Source organism: Thermosynechococcus vestitus BP-1, assembly GCF_000011345.1.
Classification (GTDB): Bacteria; Cyanobacteriota; Cyanobacteriia; order Thermosynechococcales; family Thermosynechococcaceae; genus Thermosynechococcus; species Thermosynechococcus vestitus.
This window is the reverse complement of record NC_004113.1, coordinates 951,668-967,448: the sequence shown is the minus strand read 5'-3', so window position 1 is coordinate 967,448 and position 15,781 is coordinate 951,668. Positions and strand designations below refer to the sequence as shown.

At 55.1% G+C, this 15,781-nt stretch carries 16 protein-coding genes and 1 pseudogene; 10 read left to right on the top strand and 7 right to left on the bottom strand.

Annotated elements, in window-relative coordinates; genetic code table 11:
• The first annotated feature begins 86 nt into the window (after nucleotides 1–86).
• From TLL_RS04785 to TLL_RS04770, 4 genes are read left to right on the top strand one after another with little or no spacing between them, the layout of a single operon-like run.
• Nucleotides 87–428: a carbon dioxide-concentrating mechanism protein CcmK gene (locus TLL_RS04785; protein WP_011056790.1), complete on the top strand. Its 342-nt coding sequence runs from the start codon at nucleotides 87–89 to the stop codon at nucleotides 426–428.
• Nucleotides 428–727 carry a EutN/CcmL family microcompartment protein gene (locus tag TLL_RS04780; RefSeq protein ID WP_011056789.1) on the top strand — a complete coding sequence of 100 codons (300 nt, stop codon included), beginning with the start codon at nucleotides 428–430 and terminating at the stop codon, nucleotides 725–727. Before TLL_RS04785 ends, TLL_RS04780 begins: the two co-directional genes overlap by 1 nt.
• A gap of 18 nt (nucleotides 728–745) precedes the next feature.
• Nucleotides 746–2,704 (top strand): ribulose bisphosphate carboxylase small subunit, encoded by a 1,959-nt coding sequence (locus tag TLL_RS04775; RefSeq protein WP_011056788.1) that lies wholly within the window; start codon nucleotides 746–748, stop codon nucleotides 2,702–2,704.
• 21 nt (nucleotides 2,705–2,725) lie between these two features.
• On the top strand, nucleotides 2,726–3,388 hold the full coding sequence (locus TLL_RS04770; RefSeq protein WP_011056787.1) for a carbon dioxide concentrating mechanism protein: 663 nt from the start codon (nucleotides 2,726–2,728) through the stop codon (nucleotides 3,386–3,388).
• Here TLL_RS04770 and rlmD read toward each other — a convergent pair.
• On the bottom strand, nucleotides 3,371–4,720 hold the full coding sequence (gene rlmD / locus TLL_RS04765; RefSeq protein WP_011056786.1) for a 23S rRNA (uracil(1939)-C(5))-methyltransferase RlmD: 1,350 nt from the start codon (nucleotides 4,718–4,720) through the stop codon (nucleotides 3,371–3,373). The two genes, TLL_RS04770 and rlmD, sit on opposite strands and share 18 nt — an antisense overlap.
• Nucleotides 4,721–4,849: 129 nt before the next feature.
• Here rlmD and TLL_RS04760 point away from each other — a divergent pair, with 129 nt between their 5' ends.
• Complete coding sequence (locus TLL_RS04760) at nucleotides 4,850–5,374, top strand: alpha/beta hydrolase (RefSeq protein ID WP_011056785.1); 525 nt, start codon at nucleotides 4,850–4,852, stop codon at nucleotides 5,372–5,374.
• 326 nt (nucleotides 5,375–5,700) lie between these two features.
• Here the strand turns inward: TLL_RS04760 and mreD are convergent, their stop codons facing one another.
• The 5 genes from mreD to TLL_RS04735 all read right to left on the bottom strand — a co-directional run bounded on the left by mreD (nucleotide 5,701) and on the right by TLL_RS04735 (nucleotide 9,147).
• A complete protein-coding gene (gene mreD, locus TLL_RS04755; RefSeq protein WP_011056784.1) occupies nucleotides 5,701–6,228 on the bottom strand; it encodes a rod shape-determining protein MreD in 528 nt (175 codons plus the stop codon).
• On the bottom strand, nucleotides 6,194–6,958 hold the full coding sequence (gene mreC / locus TLL_RS04750; RefSeq protein ID WP_011056783.1) for a rod shape-determining protein MreC: 765 nt from the start codon (nucleotides 6,956–6,958) through the stop codon (nucleotides 6,194–6,196). The genes mreD and mreC overlap by 35 nt, the downstream gene beginning before the upstream one ends.
• Before the next feature lie 13 nt (nucleotides 6,959–6,971).
• Complete coding sequence (locus tag TLL_RS04745; protein ID WP_011056782.1) at nucleotides 6,972–8,012, bottom strand: rod shape-determining protein; 1,041 nt, start codon at nucleotides 8,010–8,012, stop codon at nucleotides 6,972–6,974.
• Nucleotides 8,013–8,200: 188 nt separating this feature from the next.
• Nucleotides 8,201–8,560, bottom strand: coding sequence for a YtxH domain-containing protein (locus TLL_RS04740; RefSeq protein ID WP_164920785.1), 360 nt, complete (start codon nucleotides 8,558–8,560; stop codon nucleotides 8,201–8,203).
• The gene (locus TLL_RS04735) at nucleotides 8,557–9,147 is read right to left on the bottom strand and encodes a hypothetical protein (RefSeq protein WP_164920784.1); all 591 of its coding nucleotides are present in this window, start codon (nucleotides 9,145–9,147) and stop codon (nucleotides 8,557–8,559) included. The genes TLL_RS04740 and TLL_RS04735 overlap by 4 nt, the downstream gene beginning before the upstream one ends.
• Nucleotides 9,148–9,817: 670 nt before the next feature.
• Between TLL_RS04735 and TLL_RS04730 the strand changes: the two genes are divergently transcribed.
• Genes TLL_RS04730 through TLL_RS04715 form a run of 4 tightly spaced genes read left to right on the top strand, consistent with a single transcriptional unit; the run spans nucleotide 9,818 to nucleotide 13,518 of the window.
• Nucleotides 9,818–11,869: a transglycosylase SLT domain-containing protein gene (locus TLL_RS04730; protein ID WP_164920783.1), complete on the top strand. Its 2,052-nt coding sequence runs from the start codon at nucleotides 9,818–9,820 to the stop codon at nucleotides 11,867–11,869.
• A 40-nt stretch (nucleotides 11,870–11,909) separates the two neighbouring features.
• Nucleotides 11,910–12,632 (top strand): M15 family metallopeptidase, encoded by a 723-nt coding sequence (locus tag TLL_RS04725; protein WP_011056776.1) that lies wholly within the window; start codon nucleotides 11,910–11,912, stop codon nucleotides 12,630–12,632.
• A complete protein-coding gene (fabG, locus tag TLL_RS04720; protein ID WP_011056775.1) occupies nucleotides 12,629–13,345 on the top strand; it encodes a 3-oxoacyl-ACP reductase FabG in 717 nt (238 codons plus the stop codon). The genes TLL_RS04725 and fabG overlap by 4 nt, the downstream gene beginning before the upstream one ends.
• Nucleotides 13,346–13,356: 11 nt before the next feature.
• Nucleotides 13,357–13,518 carry a hypothetical protein gene (locus TLL_RS04715; RefSeq protein ID WP_164920782.1) on the top strand — a complete coding sequence of 54 codons (162 nt, stop codon included), beginning with the start codon at nucleotides 13,357–13,359 and terminating at the stop codon, nucleotides 13,516–13,518.
• Nucleotides 13,519–13,522: 4 nt separating this feature from the next.
• Here the strand turns inward: TLL_RS04715 and TLL_RS04710 are convergent.
• Nucleotides 13,523–14,533 (bottom strand): annotated as a pseudogene (locus tag TLL_RS04710) (LL-diaminopimelate aminotransferase); the annotation flags it as partial.
• Between the two features lie 97 nt (nucleotides 14,534–14,630).
• Between TLL_RS04710 and TLL_RS04705 the strand changes: the two are divergent.
• On the top strand, nucleotides 14,631–15,623 hold the full coding sequence (locus TLL_RS04705; RefSeq protein WP_165442179.1) for an IS481-like element ISTel1 family transposase: 993 nt from the start codon (nucleotides 14,631–14,633) through the stop codon (nucleotides 15,621–15,623).
• Nucleotides 15,624–15,781 lie beyond the last annotated feature (158 nt).

Here is a 15,781-nt window from a genome sequence, read left to right as displayed (position 1 = left end):
GTTTGGTGGAGTTTTCAGTTGCCTCGCTGATCGATACCTCTTGTTCTTTTAGTCCTTGACTGGTTTGACGTTTAGGAGTTACTACAATGGCAATTGCCGTCGGTATGATTGAAACCCTTGGTTTCCCCGCAGTGGTGGAAGCCGCAGACGCAATGGTGAAAGCTGCTCGCGTTACCCTGGTAGGCTACGAGAAAATTGGGAGCGGTCGGGTCACCGTGATTGTCCGTGGCGATGTTTCTGAAGTGCAGGCTTCGGTTGCGGCGGGGGTCGAAAATGTGAAACGGGTGAATGGGGGTCAGGTGCTCTCCACCCACATCATTGCTCGTCCCCACGAAAACCTTGAGTACGTATTGCCCATTCGCTACACCGAAGCGGTGGAACAATTCCGCGAAAGCGTTAGTGGTATCCGTCCGATGGGTCGCCCATAGTGAAAATCGCGCGAGTGTGCGGCACCGTTACCAGTACTCAAAAAGAAGACACCTTAACGGGAGTCAAGTTTCTCGTCTTGCAATATTTGGGTGAGGACGGCGAATTTTTACCCGACTACGAAGTGGCTGCGGATACGGTTGGTGCAGGACAGGATGAGTGGGTATTGGTAAGCCGAGGCAGTGCCGCCCGCCATATTATCAATGGCACCGACAAACCCATTGACGCAGCCGTTGTCGCCATTATTGACACCGTAAGTCGGGATAATTATTTGCTCTACAGCAAACGTACCCAGTATTAGCATTGGAGACTTCTCCCTATGGCGGTTCAAAGCTATGCGGCACCTCCAACGCCGTGGTCTAGGGATTTAGCGGAACCAGAGATTGCCCCCACGGCTTACGTCCACTCCTTCAGTAACCTCATTGGCGATGTCCGCATCAAAGATTATGTTCACATCGCCCCCGGCACCTCCATCCGTGCCGATGAAGGAACGCCCTTCCACATTGGCTCTCGCACAAATATTCAAGACGGCGTTGTCATCCATGGCCTCCAACAGGGACGGGTGATTGGCGATGATGGCCAAGAGTATTCTGTCTGGATCGGTGATAATGTCTCAATTACCCACATGGCACTGATCCACGGCCCTGCCTACATTGGCGATGGCTGTTTTATTGGCTTTCGCTCAACGGTGTTTAATGCCCGGGTTGGTGCTGGCTGTGTGGTCATGATGCATGTCCTGATTCAAGATGTGGAAATTCCACCGGGAAAATATGTGCCTTCGGGAATGGTGATCACGACGCAACAGCAAGCCGATCGCCTGCCGAATGTGGAAGAGTCAGATATTCACTTTGCCCAGCACGTGGTTGGCATTAATGAAGCGCTGCTATCGGGGTACCAGTGTGCTGAGAATATTGCCTGTATTGCCCCGATTCGCAATGAACTGCAGCGTCAAGAAGATCCACCAACCCTACACGTTGAAATGCTCACCGGGGAAAAGAACACCATGACCACAGACTATGGGACTCATGTCCGCCAACTCTTGCAGCAGGGATACCAGATCAGTTTGGAATATGCAGATGCGCGGCGGTATCGCACTAGCTCTTGGCAAAGTGGCCCGACCTTAACAGGGCAGCAGGAGTCTCAAGTGATGGCGGCGATCGCGCAACTACTCAAGGAACATGAGGGCGAGTATGTGCGCCTGATCGGTGTCGATCCCAAGGCCAAGCGTCGTGTTTTCGAGGAAATCATTCAACGTCCCGGCCAAGCAGCGGTGGCTAGTAGCAGTAGCTCTCGTCCCAGTGCAACGGTGAATGCATCTCCAGTGGGCTCCTTGGATGCCGCCGTTGTGGCTCAGGTGCGGCAGTTGCTCCAACAGGGGTATCAAATCGGCACCGAGCACGCCGATGCCCGCCGCTATCGCACCAGTTCTTGGACAAGCTGTGCTCCCATTCAATCCAAACAGGAGCCGGAGGTGTTGGCCGCCCTTGAGGCCTGCCTCCAAGAACATGCGGGTGAATATGTGCGCCTGATTGGCATTGATCAAAAGCAAAAGCGGCGCGTCCTCGAGCAAATTATTCAGCGCCCGCAGGGACCGGTGGCGATCGCCCCAAAAACACCCACGCCAGTGGCTACCAGTCATGCCTCCGTCAGCTCTGGTGGCAATGACACTCTTCTCAGTGCCGATCTGGTGAACCAAATTCAAGACCTGTTGCGCCAAGGCTGCCAAGTCATCACCGAGTATGCCGACCAGCGCCGCTTCCGTACCAGTTCTTGGCAAAGCGGCATCAAAATTACTTCTGCCCAGCAAATCAATGATCTGAGGTCTTTCCTTGCTGAGCATCAGCGGGATTATATCCGCCTTGTGGGCGTCAATCCCCAAGCCAAACAGCGGGTCTTGGAAACCATTATTCACCGCCCCAATGGCAAAGCCGCCAGCAATGGCAATAGCACCCGTGGTCAAGGGTTCACACCGCGGCCAACTGCCTCCAGTCAAGGGAGCCCTAGCACTCATAGCCTCAGTCAAGAGGTGATTGAACAAGTGCGGCAACTCCTGCAACAGGGCTATACCCTCGGCTTAGAACATGTAGATGCCCGTCGCTACCGCACCAACTCTTGGCAAAGCGGCCCCCGCATTGAGGCGAAAAATCTCAATGAAGCCCTTGCTGCGATTCAGGCTTGCCTCCAAGAATACAGTGGCGAGTATGTGCGGCTGATTGGCATTAATCCTGCCGGCAAGCAGCGGGTGGCCGAAATCCTACTCCAACAGGCTGCTAAGTAGCCCTCCCGGCGAGGTGCCCCCATGCCCCTGCCGCCCTTAGCCCTGCCCCCTTCACCTGCGGTTCGCATTGTTGGTGATGTGGTGGTAGATCCCCAAGCCGTTTTGGCACCGGGGGTGTTGCTTTGGGCAGAAGCAGGGGCTGCCATTCGGATTGCCTCAGGTGTCTGCATTGGCATGGGTTGCATCATTCACGCCCACGGCGGCACCATCGCAATTGGCGAAGGGGTCAACATTGGTGCGGGAGTGCTGCTAATTGGGGCGGTGACGGTTGAACCCCATGCCTGTATTGGTGCCAGTACCACGGTGATGCAAACAACGATTCCCGCTGGGGCGGTGGTGGCCGCCGGTTCTCTTGTGGGGGATCGGAGTCGTCGTTGGCCCCCTGCCGCAGAAACGAGTCATCCCCAACAGAGGACTGTCTTTCCTGAAGATCCTTGGCAAGAGCCAGCAACAACTGCCCATACTTCAGAGAATTCCCCACAACAGGAGCAGGAGGCTACCGACTCTCCCCCTAACCATCAGGAAAGTCCAGCCGCCGCACCACCAGAGACAAGCACTGCCACAAGGCCTAAGGCAAGCGTGGTCTATGGTCAAGCCTACGTTAGTAAGATGTTTGCTAAGATGTTTCGCGTAGCGCCCATCCCACCCACGGGGGATAATTCTGCCCTAGGAAGTAGTCAGTAATGCAATGGTTTCCACATGAGCTGTTTGGGGAAACATATCGAGGGGCTGAATTTTTGCTAGTTGATAGGTACCGGTACTGCAGAGGTGAGCCAGATCCCGGGCCAAGGTGGCAGGGTGACAACTGACATAGAGAAGGCGTGGCGGACAGTTGTGGAGAATGGCGTCAAGAACGGCGCGATCGCACCCTTTACGTGGTGGATCAAGAATCAGCACATCCACGGCCTGATCGTAGCGGGGCAGCCACTCCTCTGCCTTGGCACAGACAAAGTGAGCATTGTTAATACCGTTGTGTTGGGCGTTGGCGATCGCCTGCTGTACCGAGGCAGAATGCACTTCAACACCAATGACTTCAGCCACGGCGCCCGCAAGGGGTAGGCTGAGGGTCCCCACGCCACAGTAGAGATCCACCAGTCGTTCCTGACCCGTTGGGGCAATCCAGTCTCGCAGGGTGGTGACCAGTTGCTCCGCTTGGGCTGTGTTGACTTGAAAAAAGGTGGTTGAGGCAATCTGAAACCTCACCCCTGCCATTTCCTCCCAAAGGTAGGGCCGCCCGGCCAGCACCTGTGTCTCGTCGCCAAAGATGCGATTTCCCACGTGATGATTGAAGTTGACACAGACCCCTATCACCCCTTGAAACCGCTGTAACCAACCTTCTGCTTCTGCCGCCAAACCAGCGGGTAATGGCCCGGCAAGCACGAGGGTAATGAGCTGCTCCCCTGTGCGCTGACCGATGCGCAAGCCAAGGTGGCGAAACCCCGGTTCATGGGTCTGTTCACGGTAGATCGGCCAAGGTTGTAATGCCTGCTTCAGGGCAGCCAAGAGGGGATTGAGGCGGGGATCCTGCACTGGACATTGATTGAGGTTCACCAAGTGATGGGAGCCTTTTTGGTAATAGCCGGCAACCACGGCACCGTGGCGGCGACCGAGGGGATACGTTACTTTATTGCGATAGCCAAAGGGGTTAGGGGCAGCCAAAATCGGTAGAAACGCTTGGGGTTCAAGATGGCCAATGCGGGCGATCGCGTCCTTCACCAGTTGTTCTTTGGCTGCCAGTTGAGTTGCATAGGCCACCCGCTGCCACTGACAGCCGCCACACTTATCGGCCACAATACAATTTGGGCGCACCCGCTGTCCTGAGGGCTGTACCACCTCCAAGACTTTGCCGTGGGCATATTGTCGCTTGACATGGGTCAGTCGCACCCGCAGGCGATCGCCCGGAACCGTATCGGCCACAAAGACCACCCGATCCTGCCAGCGTCCTACCCCCTCCCCCGTGTGGCTTAAGGAGTCAATCCTTAGCTCAATAGTGGCGCCCTGCTGCCAAACGCTCATCAATTGACGTCTAAAATTACTAAACGTTAGGAATAAGTTAAGGAAAACCAGCAAGCTCTATTTTCGCTGCTATACTGCTAGCGGTGCAATCGGACGTCTGCACTAAAGTGATTTTGGAGTCGATCCCCTATGCTGAAGCGTCTTTCACCTTGGTTACTGGCACTGGCACTACCCGTAGGTACCCTTTTCACCTCCCCTGCCAAAGCAGCTAACTTTGTCTCCCTCACCTATGGTCCTTTTCAGCGCTCCTTCCCCCTGTCGGAGCTAGAAGAATTTGTGTCCACCAAAGAAGCCACGGGACAATTGCGAGGATTGATGCGACTGGTTTCCAAAGACGACCAAGCTAAGCTTCTTGAATTTTTGGGTATGCGGTTGCCCTTTAACGTTGTACAAACCGATCAAATTCTTGCCAGCCCCATTGGTAAAGATTTGCTCAAACAATTTTCTCAGGTGACAATTCGCCGTGATCAAGCTGGGGAAGTTGCCCTTCGCGGTGCCATGATCACTGCCGCTGCCTCCCCAGAAGGCTTGAGTATGATGTCGTTTTTGAAAAACTATCCTGGTGAAACCATTAACTTGGATTTGCGCAAGCTCAGGGAAATGCTCACCAAACAAGATGGGATTATGGGCATGCTTGGGAAATTGCGCCCATAGCGCGAAACATATTGACCAAGACGCGCGACAATCCCCACCGTTGAGGGCAGGCAAGGATAGCGCCGACGGGGTGCCTTGCTACAATGGATTTGTCAGTAACAACCACGCTGATCGACGGCAGGACACGTCGGAAGCAGCGCCTGGGCAGATACGAGCAGCGGTTACGCCCTCGGCCCAGGAATCCACCGAAGCGACTCAGAAGCGGTTCAATGTCACGCTTGAGCGCGGAAGGAATCTTTGGCCTTGAGGGTAGGAAGGATGTCAATGAGATGTAAAATTAATAATTTCGGTGCAGGGGTAAAGAGACGCCTGCATTTTTTCATCAGCTACTCCTGCTCTCGCAACCCTGTCCACCAACGATTCAAGGGGGCATAGAGCAAGGGTGCCCAAAGACTACTCATAATAGCTGAGCTAAGCGCTACTTGCTGATAGTGCTGCCAAATCTCTTTTAGGGGAAAGCCACTGCCAAGGGTCATTTGGAGTGCGATAACGGTTTGCTGCAGGATGGCCATTGCAAAGGTAATCAGAGCAACGGAAATAAAATCCTCAGAAACAAAGCGCTGCTTTTGCATCAGGCCGGTCAGCCCCCCCACGAAAGCTAAGCTGACGGCGTGGCTAGGATGAGCACTGACCAACCCATCTTGAATCCAGCCGAGGGCAATGCCCGCCAGGACCCCTTGACTCCAGGAGCGCTTGACACTCCACGCCACCACCCAGATTAAAAACCAGTCCGGCACCAAAAGAGGCAAGTTAGGTAAGTGAATAAAGCTCAGCAGGGCACAGAACCCTACAGAGCCAATGGTAATTAGCCAGTTGAGGCTAGTTTGGTATAAACGTGTCTGTCGGTTCAGCATAGGGAATGACGGTGACCCACTCAAGGCGATCAAGCGGTGCGCCAAGAATAACGGTGGCATGGGGACGGGTGGGATCGCTCAGTTCCACCGATTGCACCTCACCAATGGGAATGCCTGCTGGATAAAGACTACTCAGGGCTGAGGTATAAAGAACATCCTTGGGCTGCACCTTGGGGTCCTTCTCTAAAAACTCGACAATGACCTGCTGGTTCAGTTGTCCCCGCAGAATCCCCATCTGCCGCGTCCGACCGACCACAACCCCGACGCGACTGGCGGGATCCGTGAGCAACGTCACCCGGCTGGTATTGGGGGTAATGCTTGTAATGCGACCCACAAGGCCACCGTTGCCCACCACAACTGAACCAATGGTGAGACCCTGGCGACTGCCTGCCCCCAAGAGGAGCGATCGCCACCACTGATCGGAACTGCGCCCAATCACCGGAACAATGAGGCCATTCCAATTGGGGAGCATTGGTGCATGTAGCATTTGCCGCAACCGTTGGTTTTCCGCTTGGACGGCCGCCAGTTGCTGCTCCAGTTGCCATGTGCGGGCTTGAATCAAGGCTTGCTGATCATCCACCGCGCCTTGAAAGGGCAAACTGAGCAGGCGGTAGAGTTCACGAATCGCTGCCCCATTGGTTTGGCGCACAATCCAAGCACTGGTGAGCACCAAAGCGCCAAGGACTAGGCCACCTGCATAGCGCCCCCACCAGCGCAGTAAAAAAGCCATAGCTACTGAATCCTTAGCCAATCACTGCCGGCTGTGTGGAAAAGACACGAGCCAAGTCTTTGAAGTTTTCCAGGACACGACCAGTACCCATGACCACACACCGCAGGGGATCCGCTGCCACATGGACGACAATGCCCGTTTCATGGCTAATGAGGGTATCCAGACCCCGTAGCAGCGCACCGCCGCCGGCCAACATAATCCCGCGATCAACAATATCTGCAGCTAGTTCCGGCGGAGTTCGCTCAAGGGTACGCTTAATTGCTTCAATAATGGCCGAGAGGGGTTCAGCCATGCTTTCGCGAATCTCCTCTGCTTTGACCACAACTGTGCGTGGTAGACCAGAGAGTTGGTGCAGGCCCCGCACTTCGATGGATTCGGAGTCATAGCTGTCATTGGGGTAGGCAGAGCCAATGCGAATCTTGATCTCCTCAGCCGTACGTTCGCCAATAATCAGGTTGTGCACTTTTTTCAAATATTGGACAATCGCCTCAGAGATTTCATCCCCAGCCACCCGGACCGATTCACTTAAAACGGTGCCCTGCAAACTGAGAACCGCCACCTCGGTCGTGCCACCACCAATGTCGACAATCATGTTGCCCGTCGGTTCTTCGACGGGTAAACCCGCCCCAAAGGCGGCGGCTACGGGTTCATCAATTAAGTACACTTCCCGCGCTCCAGCACCTCGAGCAGCATCCTCAATGGCCCGGCGTTCGACACCGGTAACGCCACTGGGAATACCAATCACCACCCGGGGGGCAAACAAATTCTTACCGCCGTGCACTTGGCGCATAAAGTGCTTCAGCATCAGTTCGGCACGCTCAAAATCGGCAATCACACCATCCCGCAGTGGACGTACGGCCACCACATTCCCCGGTGTCCGCCCCAGCATTCGCTTCGCTTCAGCGCCAACGGCAAGGGGTTGTTTGGTGTTTTGGTCAATGGCAACAACGGAGGGTTCCTCTAAAACCACACCCCGTCCGGACATATAAATCAGTGTGTTAGCTGTGCCCAAGTCAATGCCGATATCTCGTGATAGCCGACTAAATAGTCCCACGATGGTGTACCCCTTCTTTGAATCCTGTTGGTCGTAACAGTGTTGTTACCAAAAAACATGATGGCAAGATTGTATTACGTTTTCTTTGGAAAATCTCGGCGGATTCTCCCTCTGGCGAGAGTGTTGGCTAAGGGGATGATTCCTACATTTCCTGGCTCATCTTCCTGGGCTGGTGACCCAAAAGCAGCCTATTGATTGACAGCATCCTCCTCATCAGGGTCGCTCAAGGCCCTGCCGTTGGCTTCACGCTGAAAGGTTTGCCGCTGCTGCTGGGTGACTTCAATACCGACGGCGATCGCTTCCTTGAGCCGTTCTAAGGTGGCCTGCCAGCGCTCTTGGGTAGCCTCTGAGAGGCGATCGCGATGCTGCTCAAAACTGGTGGTAATGTCTTCGAGCAGTTCGGGTAGGGCATCAGCGGATTTGCGTAGCAGTTGTCGGGTTTCTTTACCGGAGCGCGGAGCAATCAATAGCCCCACAACGGTGCCAATCGCACTCCCTAGGAGCAAACCTCCTAAAAAAGCACCACCGCCACCCTGTTGCTGACTCATCGCTTTCTCCTTCGTAGGCGGACACCGTACCGCCCTATCCAGCTTATCAAGGTTAAAAACAGACGGACATTGCGCTGTTGCCGACGCCATTTGGGCAATTGCGATCGCAGGCCTGACACGCCCCGCTGGCCAATCATAATCACCTCAGGAGCACCACCTAAGACGCCGTGGGTACTCCGCTCCGCATCCAGTAGCGCCCGGGAGACCCCCCGCAGAATCTGCCGTAGCTTGACTAACTGCCACGCCAACCATAATGCAATCAGCGCAATCAGGCAATTGCAGCCAATCACAATCCAGACCATTCGTGGCATAGGGGACATTGGCGTTCGCAGCGACTGATTCATCTTTTCATAGGGTGCCACAGCGGCGGGGAAGATGGGGGGGAGATAGTTAAAGTCAGCACTCATTTCTGAATTTTTCTGTAGCGCCACCGGATTGGGAAAGCGATGCCAGTCTTCCTGCCGCAGTGCCTCAAAGGTAAGGTTACGCGGGATCCCTTGAACAAACAGGGGAATGAAAACCAGAATCAACAACCAGCGAACAGCGATCGCCCCATGGTTGCCCTGGGGGTGCAACTGCTGAACCACCGGTTGCTGGCAATCTGGACCTGTGGTGCCTGCCAGCGTTCCCCAAAATGAGTCCTACCGGTTTTGCTACTGTGATTTTGCGCCGTGACTGAGGTTTGAGTCTTCAGGGTAGGGGGATCGGTGACGATGATGCCATCTATCTCTGCTATGGTGGGCATCGGCTGCTGGGGTGGGCGATAGGACTAACCACAGATTCAATAACACTTAGTTTGGCGTTAGTTTGGCGTTAGTTTGGCGAGGATTTCGGCCTCCTCAGGTTACTCCTGTCTTGACTCACCCAGCCACCGACCTTCTTAAAGTCATTCAGATTAAAATCAATGACACTTCATGAGCGCTCAACCCGATGTTGGAGGGAGTCATCAACCCTTTGCCCTAGCTGTGGTAAATAGTAAACCGTTTGGCCACTGAAGTGCTGGTCTCCAATTTCCTTAAGAGCGATCGCCCCTTGGTCGGTCTTTTTAAGGTCCCCCTGCCACCGCTGCATCGAAGACGGCCCCCTACTTAGTCAATCATCAGTTACTAAAAAATAAGAATACTTAAAGTAAGAATGGGGTTGTGTTTCCCTCTAGAGGTTGGAGAACGGGGTTGCTGGCTGGAATTCTAAATTATGGTTAAATCATTCCCAAAGGGAAAGCATCGACAACGAATACGGCTTTGGCTGGGGTCGCTGGTGCTAGCGGCACTGCTTGTTGGCGGTGGGCTGTTCAGTTGGTACCACTGGCGATCGCCCTCATTGAAGCCCCTTTACACCCTCACCGTTGAGGCACCCCCCCAAACTTTGCCAGAACTGGAGCAATGGGCACAGTCTGCGGATCTCCTTAAGCGCGATCGCGCCCGCTATCTTTTGGCCGTAGAAAGCCTGAGTCAACGGCAACCCCAAGTAGCGCTGCAATGGCTCCAAAACCTTGAACAGACCTACCGGCCGATGGCAGCACCTATTCTCCTACTGCGGGCTGAGGCCTATCGCCAACAGGGGGACAGCCGCAGAGCCCAGGAAACGTGGGAACAGTTGCTGCGGGATTATGGCAGCGAACCTGAGGCGGCAATTGCTCTACTGAGCTTAAATCAACCCCAACGGGCGATCGCTCGCTTTCCGCAACATCCTGCCGTCGTCCACTATGTGGCACAACAGTTAGAGAAAAATCCCGATCAAGTCCCTTACCTGAAGTTGGTGGCACGCTACGGTCTTTTTCTTCAAGGGTACGGCACCTACCTCGAAATTTTGCGTCAGCGCTACGCCGATCAACTCACGCCAGCCGATTGGGAAGCGATCGCCTTTGGCTATTGGGAAAAAATGCAGTATGCCCCGGCAGCAGAGGCCTACGCCAAGGCACGACCAACGCCTTTGAATCTCTATCGTGTGGGCCGAGGACGGCAGCTGAGCGGCGAGAGAACTGGGGCGATCGCTGCCTATCAAGCCCTGATCCAACGCTTTCCCAACAGTTCAGAAGCCGCCCTTGCCCAATTGCGCCTGGCCCGCTTAGCCAAAACCGCAGCGGAGCGTCTCCCTTTGCTGGCGAAGTGCCTTCAGTTAGCCACTGAAAATCAAGCGCCAGCGATCGCTGCCGATGCCCTTCTGGAACAGTACCAAGCCTATAGGGAACTGGGGAATACCAAAGGGGCACAACAAAGCCAGCAACAACTCTTCAAGACCTATCCCCAAAGCAGCGCCGCCGCCGAACTGCGCTGGCAACTGGCCCAAGGGGCTGCCCAAAAACGGCAGTGGTCTCAGGCACAACAGTGGGTTAGGGAGATTCTCAAGTTCAACCCTGAGAGTGAGCTTGCTGCCCGAGCCGCCTTTTGGCAAGGAAAATGGCAAGGGGAAGCAGGACAACCCCAAGCGCAACGCCAAACCTGGCAACTTGTGACGGAGCGCTATCCCCACACCTACTATGCTTGGCGAGCTGCCAGTCTGCTTCAGAAACCCGTGGGCACCTTTACAACCCTGCGACAGCAGCGTCCCTCAGTGGCGGGCGATCGCCAACCCCTACTCCCTCTAGCAACGGGCAGCCCAACACTGCAAGAACTGTATCTCCTGCGGCAATTTCAGGAGGCTTGGCAGCGCTGGCAGTGGGAATTCCAGAACCGAGTGACACCAACAGCGGCAGAGCAACTCACGGATGGCCTGATTCGCCTTGGTGTGGGGGAATATCTCGATGGCATCTTTATGCTGCAAAACTTGTTTACGCGGGCCGCCCGGGAACCGCAGGTGGCCACATTCTTTGCGCCCATTCGCCGTGATCTGCGCTTCTGGTATGCCCTTTACCCCTTGCCCTACTGGGAATTGGTCAAAAAGTGGTCACTGGCCCACAACTTAAATCCCCTATTGGTAATGGCCCTGATTCGCCAAGAATCTCGCTTTGAAAAGGATATCCGCTCAGTGGTGGGGGCAACGGGGTTAATGCAGTTGATGCCAGAGACGGCCGCTTGGATTGCCCAGCAGTTGAACCTAGAGGACTATTCCCTTGTGGATCCGGAGCACAATATCCGCTTGGGCACGTGGTACTTTGACTACACCCACAATCAGTACAATCAAAACACGCTCTTAGCCTTGGCCAGTTACAATGCCGGCCCCGGCAATGTCAGCCAGTGGTTAGAGCGGTTCGATATTGGCGATAGCGATCGCTTTGTGGAATCGATTCCTTTTCCTGAGACCTATGGCTATGTCAAGAGTGTTTTGGAAAACTACTGGAACTACTGGCAACTCTATGCCCAGCCTTAGGAAAAATCGTCTATTCTCTACAAAAGAACAGGGTTGAATCATGGATCAAGATATTCCTGTTGCGGAGCGGCTACAACCTATCCCCCAGGGGAAGGAGAAACCTCGGCAAGGGGGATGGGCGATCGCCAGCGCCATTGTGCTCGTGGGTTTTATGGGGGTAGGAGCAGCATGGTTCCTCAGTCGTCCCGCGACATCCCCCACAGCCACGGGAAGGGCGTCAACGGTAACGCCAACTGAAAATCTGCTGGGACATCTGCCCTATGAAGAGGCTCCCCTCTCAGAACTGGAACCGGTAAGCGCCGATGGCCAAATCAAGTTACGGCGAGCGGCAGCAGAGCGGTTTCGGGCAATGGTAGCAGCCGCGCAGCAAGAGGGGGTGGTGTTGATCCCCCTTTCTGGATTTCGCTCCACACAGGATCAGGACTATCTTTTTTTTGAGGTCAAGGAGCATCGGGCACAGCGGGCAAGTGAGCGGGCATTGGTGAGTGCGCCCCCTGGCTATAGTGAACACCACACCGGCTATGCCGTTGATATTGGCGATGGCGCCCAGCCCCAAACCCATCTCAAGGAAACCTTTGAGGATACTCCTGCCTTTCGCTGGTTGGCAAAGAATGCGGCTCGTTTTAGTTTTGAGCTGTCCTTTCCTCGCAATAACCCCCAGGGAGTGAGTTATGAACCGTGGCACTGGCGATTTGTTGGCGATCGCCACAGTTTGCAAACCTTCTACAGAGCCCGACAACTCCGATTGAGGAATGCCCCATGACAGGATTTCCCTCAGGATTCCAACATCGTGCAGTTTTAGTGACCGGTGGCACAGGGGGGCTGGGCCAAGGGGTGGTGCCTGTTCTCTTGAGCCACGGCTATACCCTGACAATTCCCTACATTGATGGGACTGCCCGTGTTGCTCTCGAAAAGCAATTGGCGGCGGCGGAATTGGCCAATGTGCGGTTTGTGGCAGCGGACTTGAACAATGAAAGTGAAGTAGCAGCGCTTGTGGAGCGAATGCCGCAATTAGATGCTGTGGTTCACCTCGTGGGTGGCTTTAGTATGGGGGCAACGGCACAATTTGCCCTCAGCGATTGGCAGCAGAGTTTTCGCCTCAATGTTGAGACGACCTTCTTAGTCTGTAAGCACGCCCTTAAACGCATGCAAGCACAGCAATACGGACGCATTGTCACCATTGGGTCCCGCGGTGCCGTCGAACCGGCAGCGGAGCTGGCTGCCTATTGTGCTGCCAAAGCAGCAGTCGTGGCCTTCACGCGGGCGATCGCTGCCGAAACCAAAGGCAAAAATATCACTGCCAATGTGATCCTTCCTAGCATTATTGATACCCCCGCCAATCGGGCGGCAATGGGGGAAGCACAAGCAGCACATTGGGTGAGTCCTGCGGCGATCGCTGAGCTGATTGCCTACCTCATTTCCGAGGGAGCGGCGGCCATTAGTGGCGCCGTGATTCCCATCTATGGCAATGCCTAGGGCGAGTTGCCATGTTCTTTATCATTTTGCTGATTTTTCTTTGTACAATTACCAATCTCTTGACCAAGGTGCTAGTTTTAACTCCCCTAGAAGTGGTGCGCGCCATTCATATTCCTGCCATCGTCCTTTGGGGCAGTCTAATTCTGCTCTTGGCGTGGATCATGGGAGACTAGGACGCTACACCTTAGGGACCGTTTGGCTAAATGCGGCAATTTGGGCAGCGGCCACCTCTAAACAGGGGCGATCGCGCACTAGGGCAAAGCGCACATAGCCCTCTCCCCCCTGACCAAAACCCGATCCGGGAGCCGCTGCAATCCCCGTTGCCTGAACAAGGGCTTGACAAAAGCCAAGGGAATCCCGCTGCCAAGGCGCCGGCAGTTGCGCCCACACATACATTGTCGCTGGCGGGAGGGGCACCGGCCAGCCATGATCGCCGAGGGCTTGGACAAAGACATCGCGCCGCTGCCGAAAAATTTCCCGCGTCTGCTGGACACAGGTTTGATCCCCCGTGAGGGCGGCAATGGCCCCCCGTAGAATGCCGGCGTATTGGTTAAAGTCAATCACCGATTTGATTTGACGCAGGGCGGCAATGATGTCAGCACGGCCAATGGCAAAGCCAATGCGAAACCCGCCCATATTGTAGGACTTGGAGAGGCTATAGAATTCAATCCCCACTTGGCGATCGCGATCCACTTCAAAGATCGAGGGTGCCCGCTCCCCGTCAAACACCAGATCAAGGTAGGGAAAATCATGCACCAGTAAAATGCCGTGGCGATCGCAAAACTCAACCGCCGTCTTGAAAAAGTCCAAGGGCGCCACCGCCGTGGTGGGATTGTGGGGATAGCTGAGGATCAAAAGTTTGGCCTGCTCCCGTACCGCCAGGGGAATCGCCGCCAAATCTGGCAAAAAGTGATCCTCTGAGCGCAGGGGTAGTGGATACACTTGTCCACCCGCAAGATAGACCCCACCCACATGGGAGGGATACCCCGGATCGAGCACCAGTGCATACTCTTGGGGATTCATCACCGCAAGGGGCAAGTGTGCCGTTCCCTCTTGAGAGCCAATGAGCATCAGCACCTCCCGCTCGGGATCTACCCTGAGGCCAAAGCGGCGTTCAAACCAAATGGCTACGGCTTGGCGAAAGGCCGCTGTACTGGCAAAGAGTTGATAGCTGTCAGGTCCCGCATCATTATATTCCCAGAAGTCGTGCTAAACTCTTCGAAGCGTACCGGCTCCTTGAGTGCTTGTTCCAAGGTCGGAAAGCGTTCAACGATGGAGTATCACCATGCCACGTATTCATGCCAACGCCCGAACGACACCCCGAATTCGCCGTGAAATCCAACAAGCACCGGCTTCGATCAGTCATCGCGAGCTTGCCAGACGTTACGGGATCCACCGGCACACGGTAGCGAAATGGCGTAAGCGCGCAACCGTTGAAGACAAAAGCACCCGCCCGCACCGCCTGCAAACGACGCTTACGGAAGCGCAAGAGCTTGTGATCGTTGAGGTGCGTAAGCTCCTTTTGCTGCCTCTTGATGACCTTCTCGTTCTTGCCCGGACGTTCCTCAACCCCAATCTGAGCCGCTCAGCGCTGGATCGCTGCCTGCGTCGCCACGGAGTCTCGAACCTCAGGATACTGCAAAAGGAACGCGAAAGCCTCGAAGGCAGTCCCAAAAGCACCACGCGGCAGTTCAAAGCGTACGCACCTGGGTTCATCCACATCGACGTCAAATACCTGCCACAAATGCCGGATGAGGAGCAGCGCCGCTACCTCTTTGTCGCGATTGATCGGGCAACGCGCTGGGTCTATTTGGCAATCCACGAGGAGAAGAGCGCAGAATCGGCAACGCGCTTTCTTGCAAATGTCCTTGCCAACGCTCCTTTCGTGGTGCGTACGGTGCTGACTGATAACGGCAAGGAGTTTACCGACCGTTTCTCCTCCGCAGGCGAACGCCAACCCACGGGACACCATCCGTTTGATCAGCTCTGTCGTGAAAAGCGCATCACCCATCGGCTCATCCAACCCCGCCATCCGCAAACCAACGGGATGGTGGAACGCTTCAACGGCCGCATTGCGGAGATTCTGCGCGCTGAACGCTTTGTCTCGGCAGCCGACTTGCAAGAGACGCTCACGCGATACCTTTGGGCGTACAATCACCGCATTCCCCAACGCGTTTTGGGCCACATGACTCCCATTGAGAAACTGCGATGGTGGCAAACTGAGCGACCAGACCTCTTCGTTTCAAGGGTAGATAATGTCACGGGTCTTGACAGATAGCCATAGGTGCTGGCATCGCGCACCGACGCTTCTATGGCCGCAAGAATGTGATCGGCGACGGGCAAATCCGCAGAACCAAGGGAGAGATCCACAATCGGCCGCCCAGTAGCCGCCACGGCTGCCTTTGCCCGATCCATCGCATCAAAAACATTGCCTTG

Excerpts from the sequence above, each read along its gene's own strand:
- TLL_RS04760 (WP_011056785.1), top strand. The coding sequence starts at position 4,850 with ATGCTGAAGCGTCTTTCACCTTGGTTACTGGCACTGGCACTACCCGTA.
- TLL_RS04705 (WP_165442179.1), top strand. The coding sequence starts at position 14,631 with ATGCCACGTATTCATGCCAACGCCCGAACGACACCCCGAATTCGCCGT.
- TLL_RS04725 (WP_011056776.1), top strand. The coding sequence starts at position 11,910 with ATGGATCAAGATATTCCTGTTGCGGAGCGGCTACAACCTATCCCCCAG.
- mreC (WP_011056783.1), bottom strand. The coding sequence starts at position 6,958 with ATGGCTTTTTTACTGCGCTGGTGGGGGCGCTATGCAGGTGGCCTAGTC.
- TLL_RS04770 (WP_011056787.1), top strand. The coding sequence starts at position 2,726 with ATGCCCCTGCCGCCCTTAGCCCTGCCCCCTTCACCTGCGGTTCGCATT.
- TLL_RS04785 (WP_011056790.1), top strand. The coding sequence starts at position 87 with ATGGCAATTGCCGTCGGTATGATTGAAACCCTTGGTTTCCCCGCAGTG.
- TLL_RS04740 (WP_164920785.1), bottom strand. The coding sequence starts at position 8,560 with ATGAGTCAGCAACAGGGTGGCGGTGGTGCTTTTTTAGGAGGTTTGCTC.
- fabG (WP_011056775.1), top strand. The coding sequence starts at position 12,629 with ATGACAGGATTTCCCTCAGGATTCCAACATCGTGCAGTTTTAGTGACC.
- TLL_RS04715 (WP_164920782.1), top strand. The coding sequence starts at position 13,357 with ATGTTCTTTATCATTTTGCTGATTTTTCTTTGTACAATTACCAATCTC.
- rlmD (WP_011056786.1), bottom strand. The coding sequence starts at position 4,720 with ATGAGCGTTTGGCAGCAGGGCGCCACTATTGAGCTAAGGATTGACTCC.
- TLL_RS04775 (WP_011056788.1), top strand. The coding sequence starts at position 746 with ATGGCGGTTCAAAGCTATGCGGCACCTCCAACGCCGTGGTCTAGGGAT.
- mreD (WP_011056784.1), bottom strand. The coding sequence starts at position 6,228 with ATGCTGAACCGACAGACACGTTTATACCAAACTAGCCTCAACTGGCTA.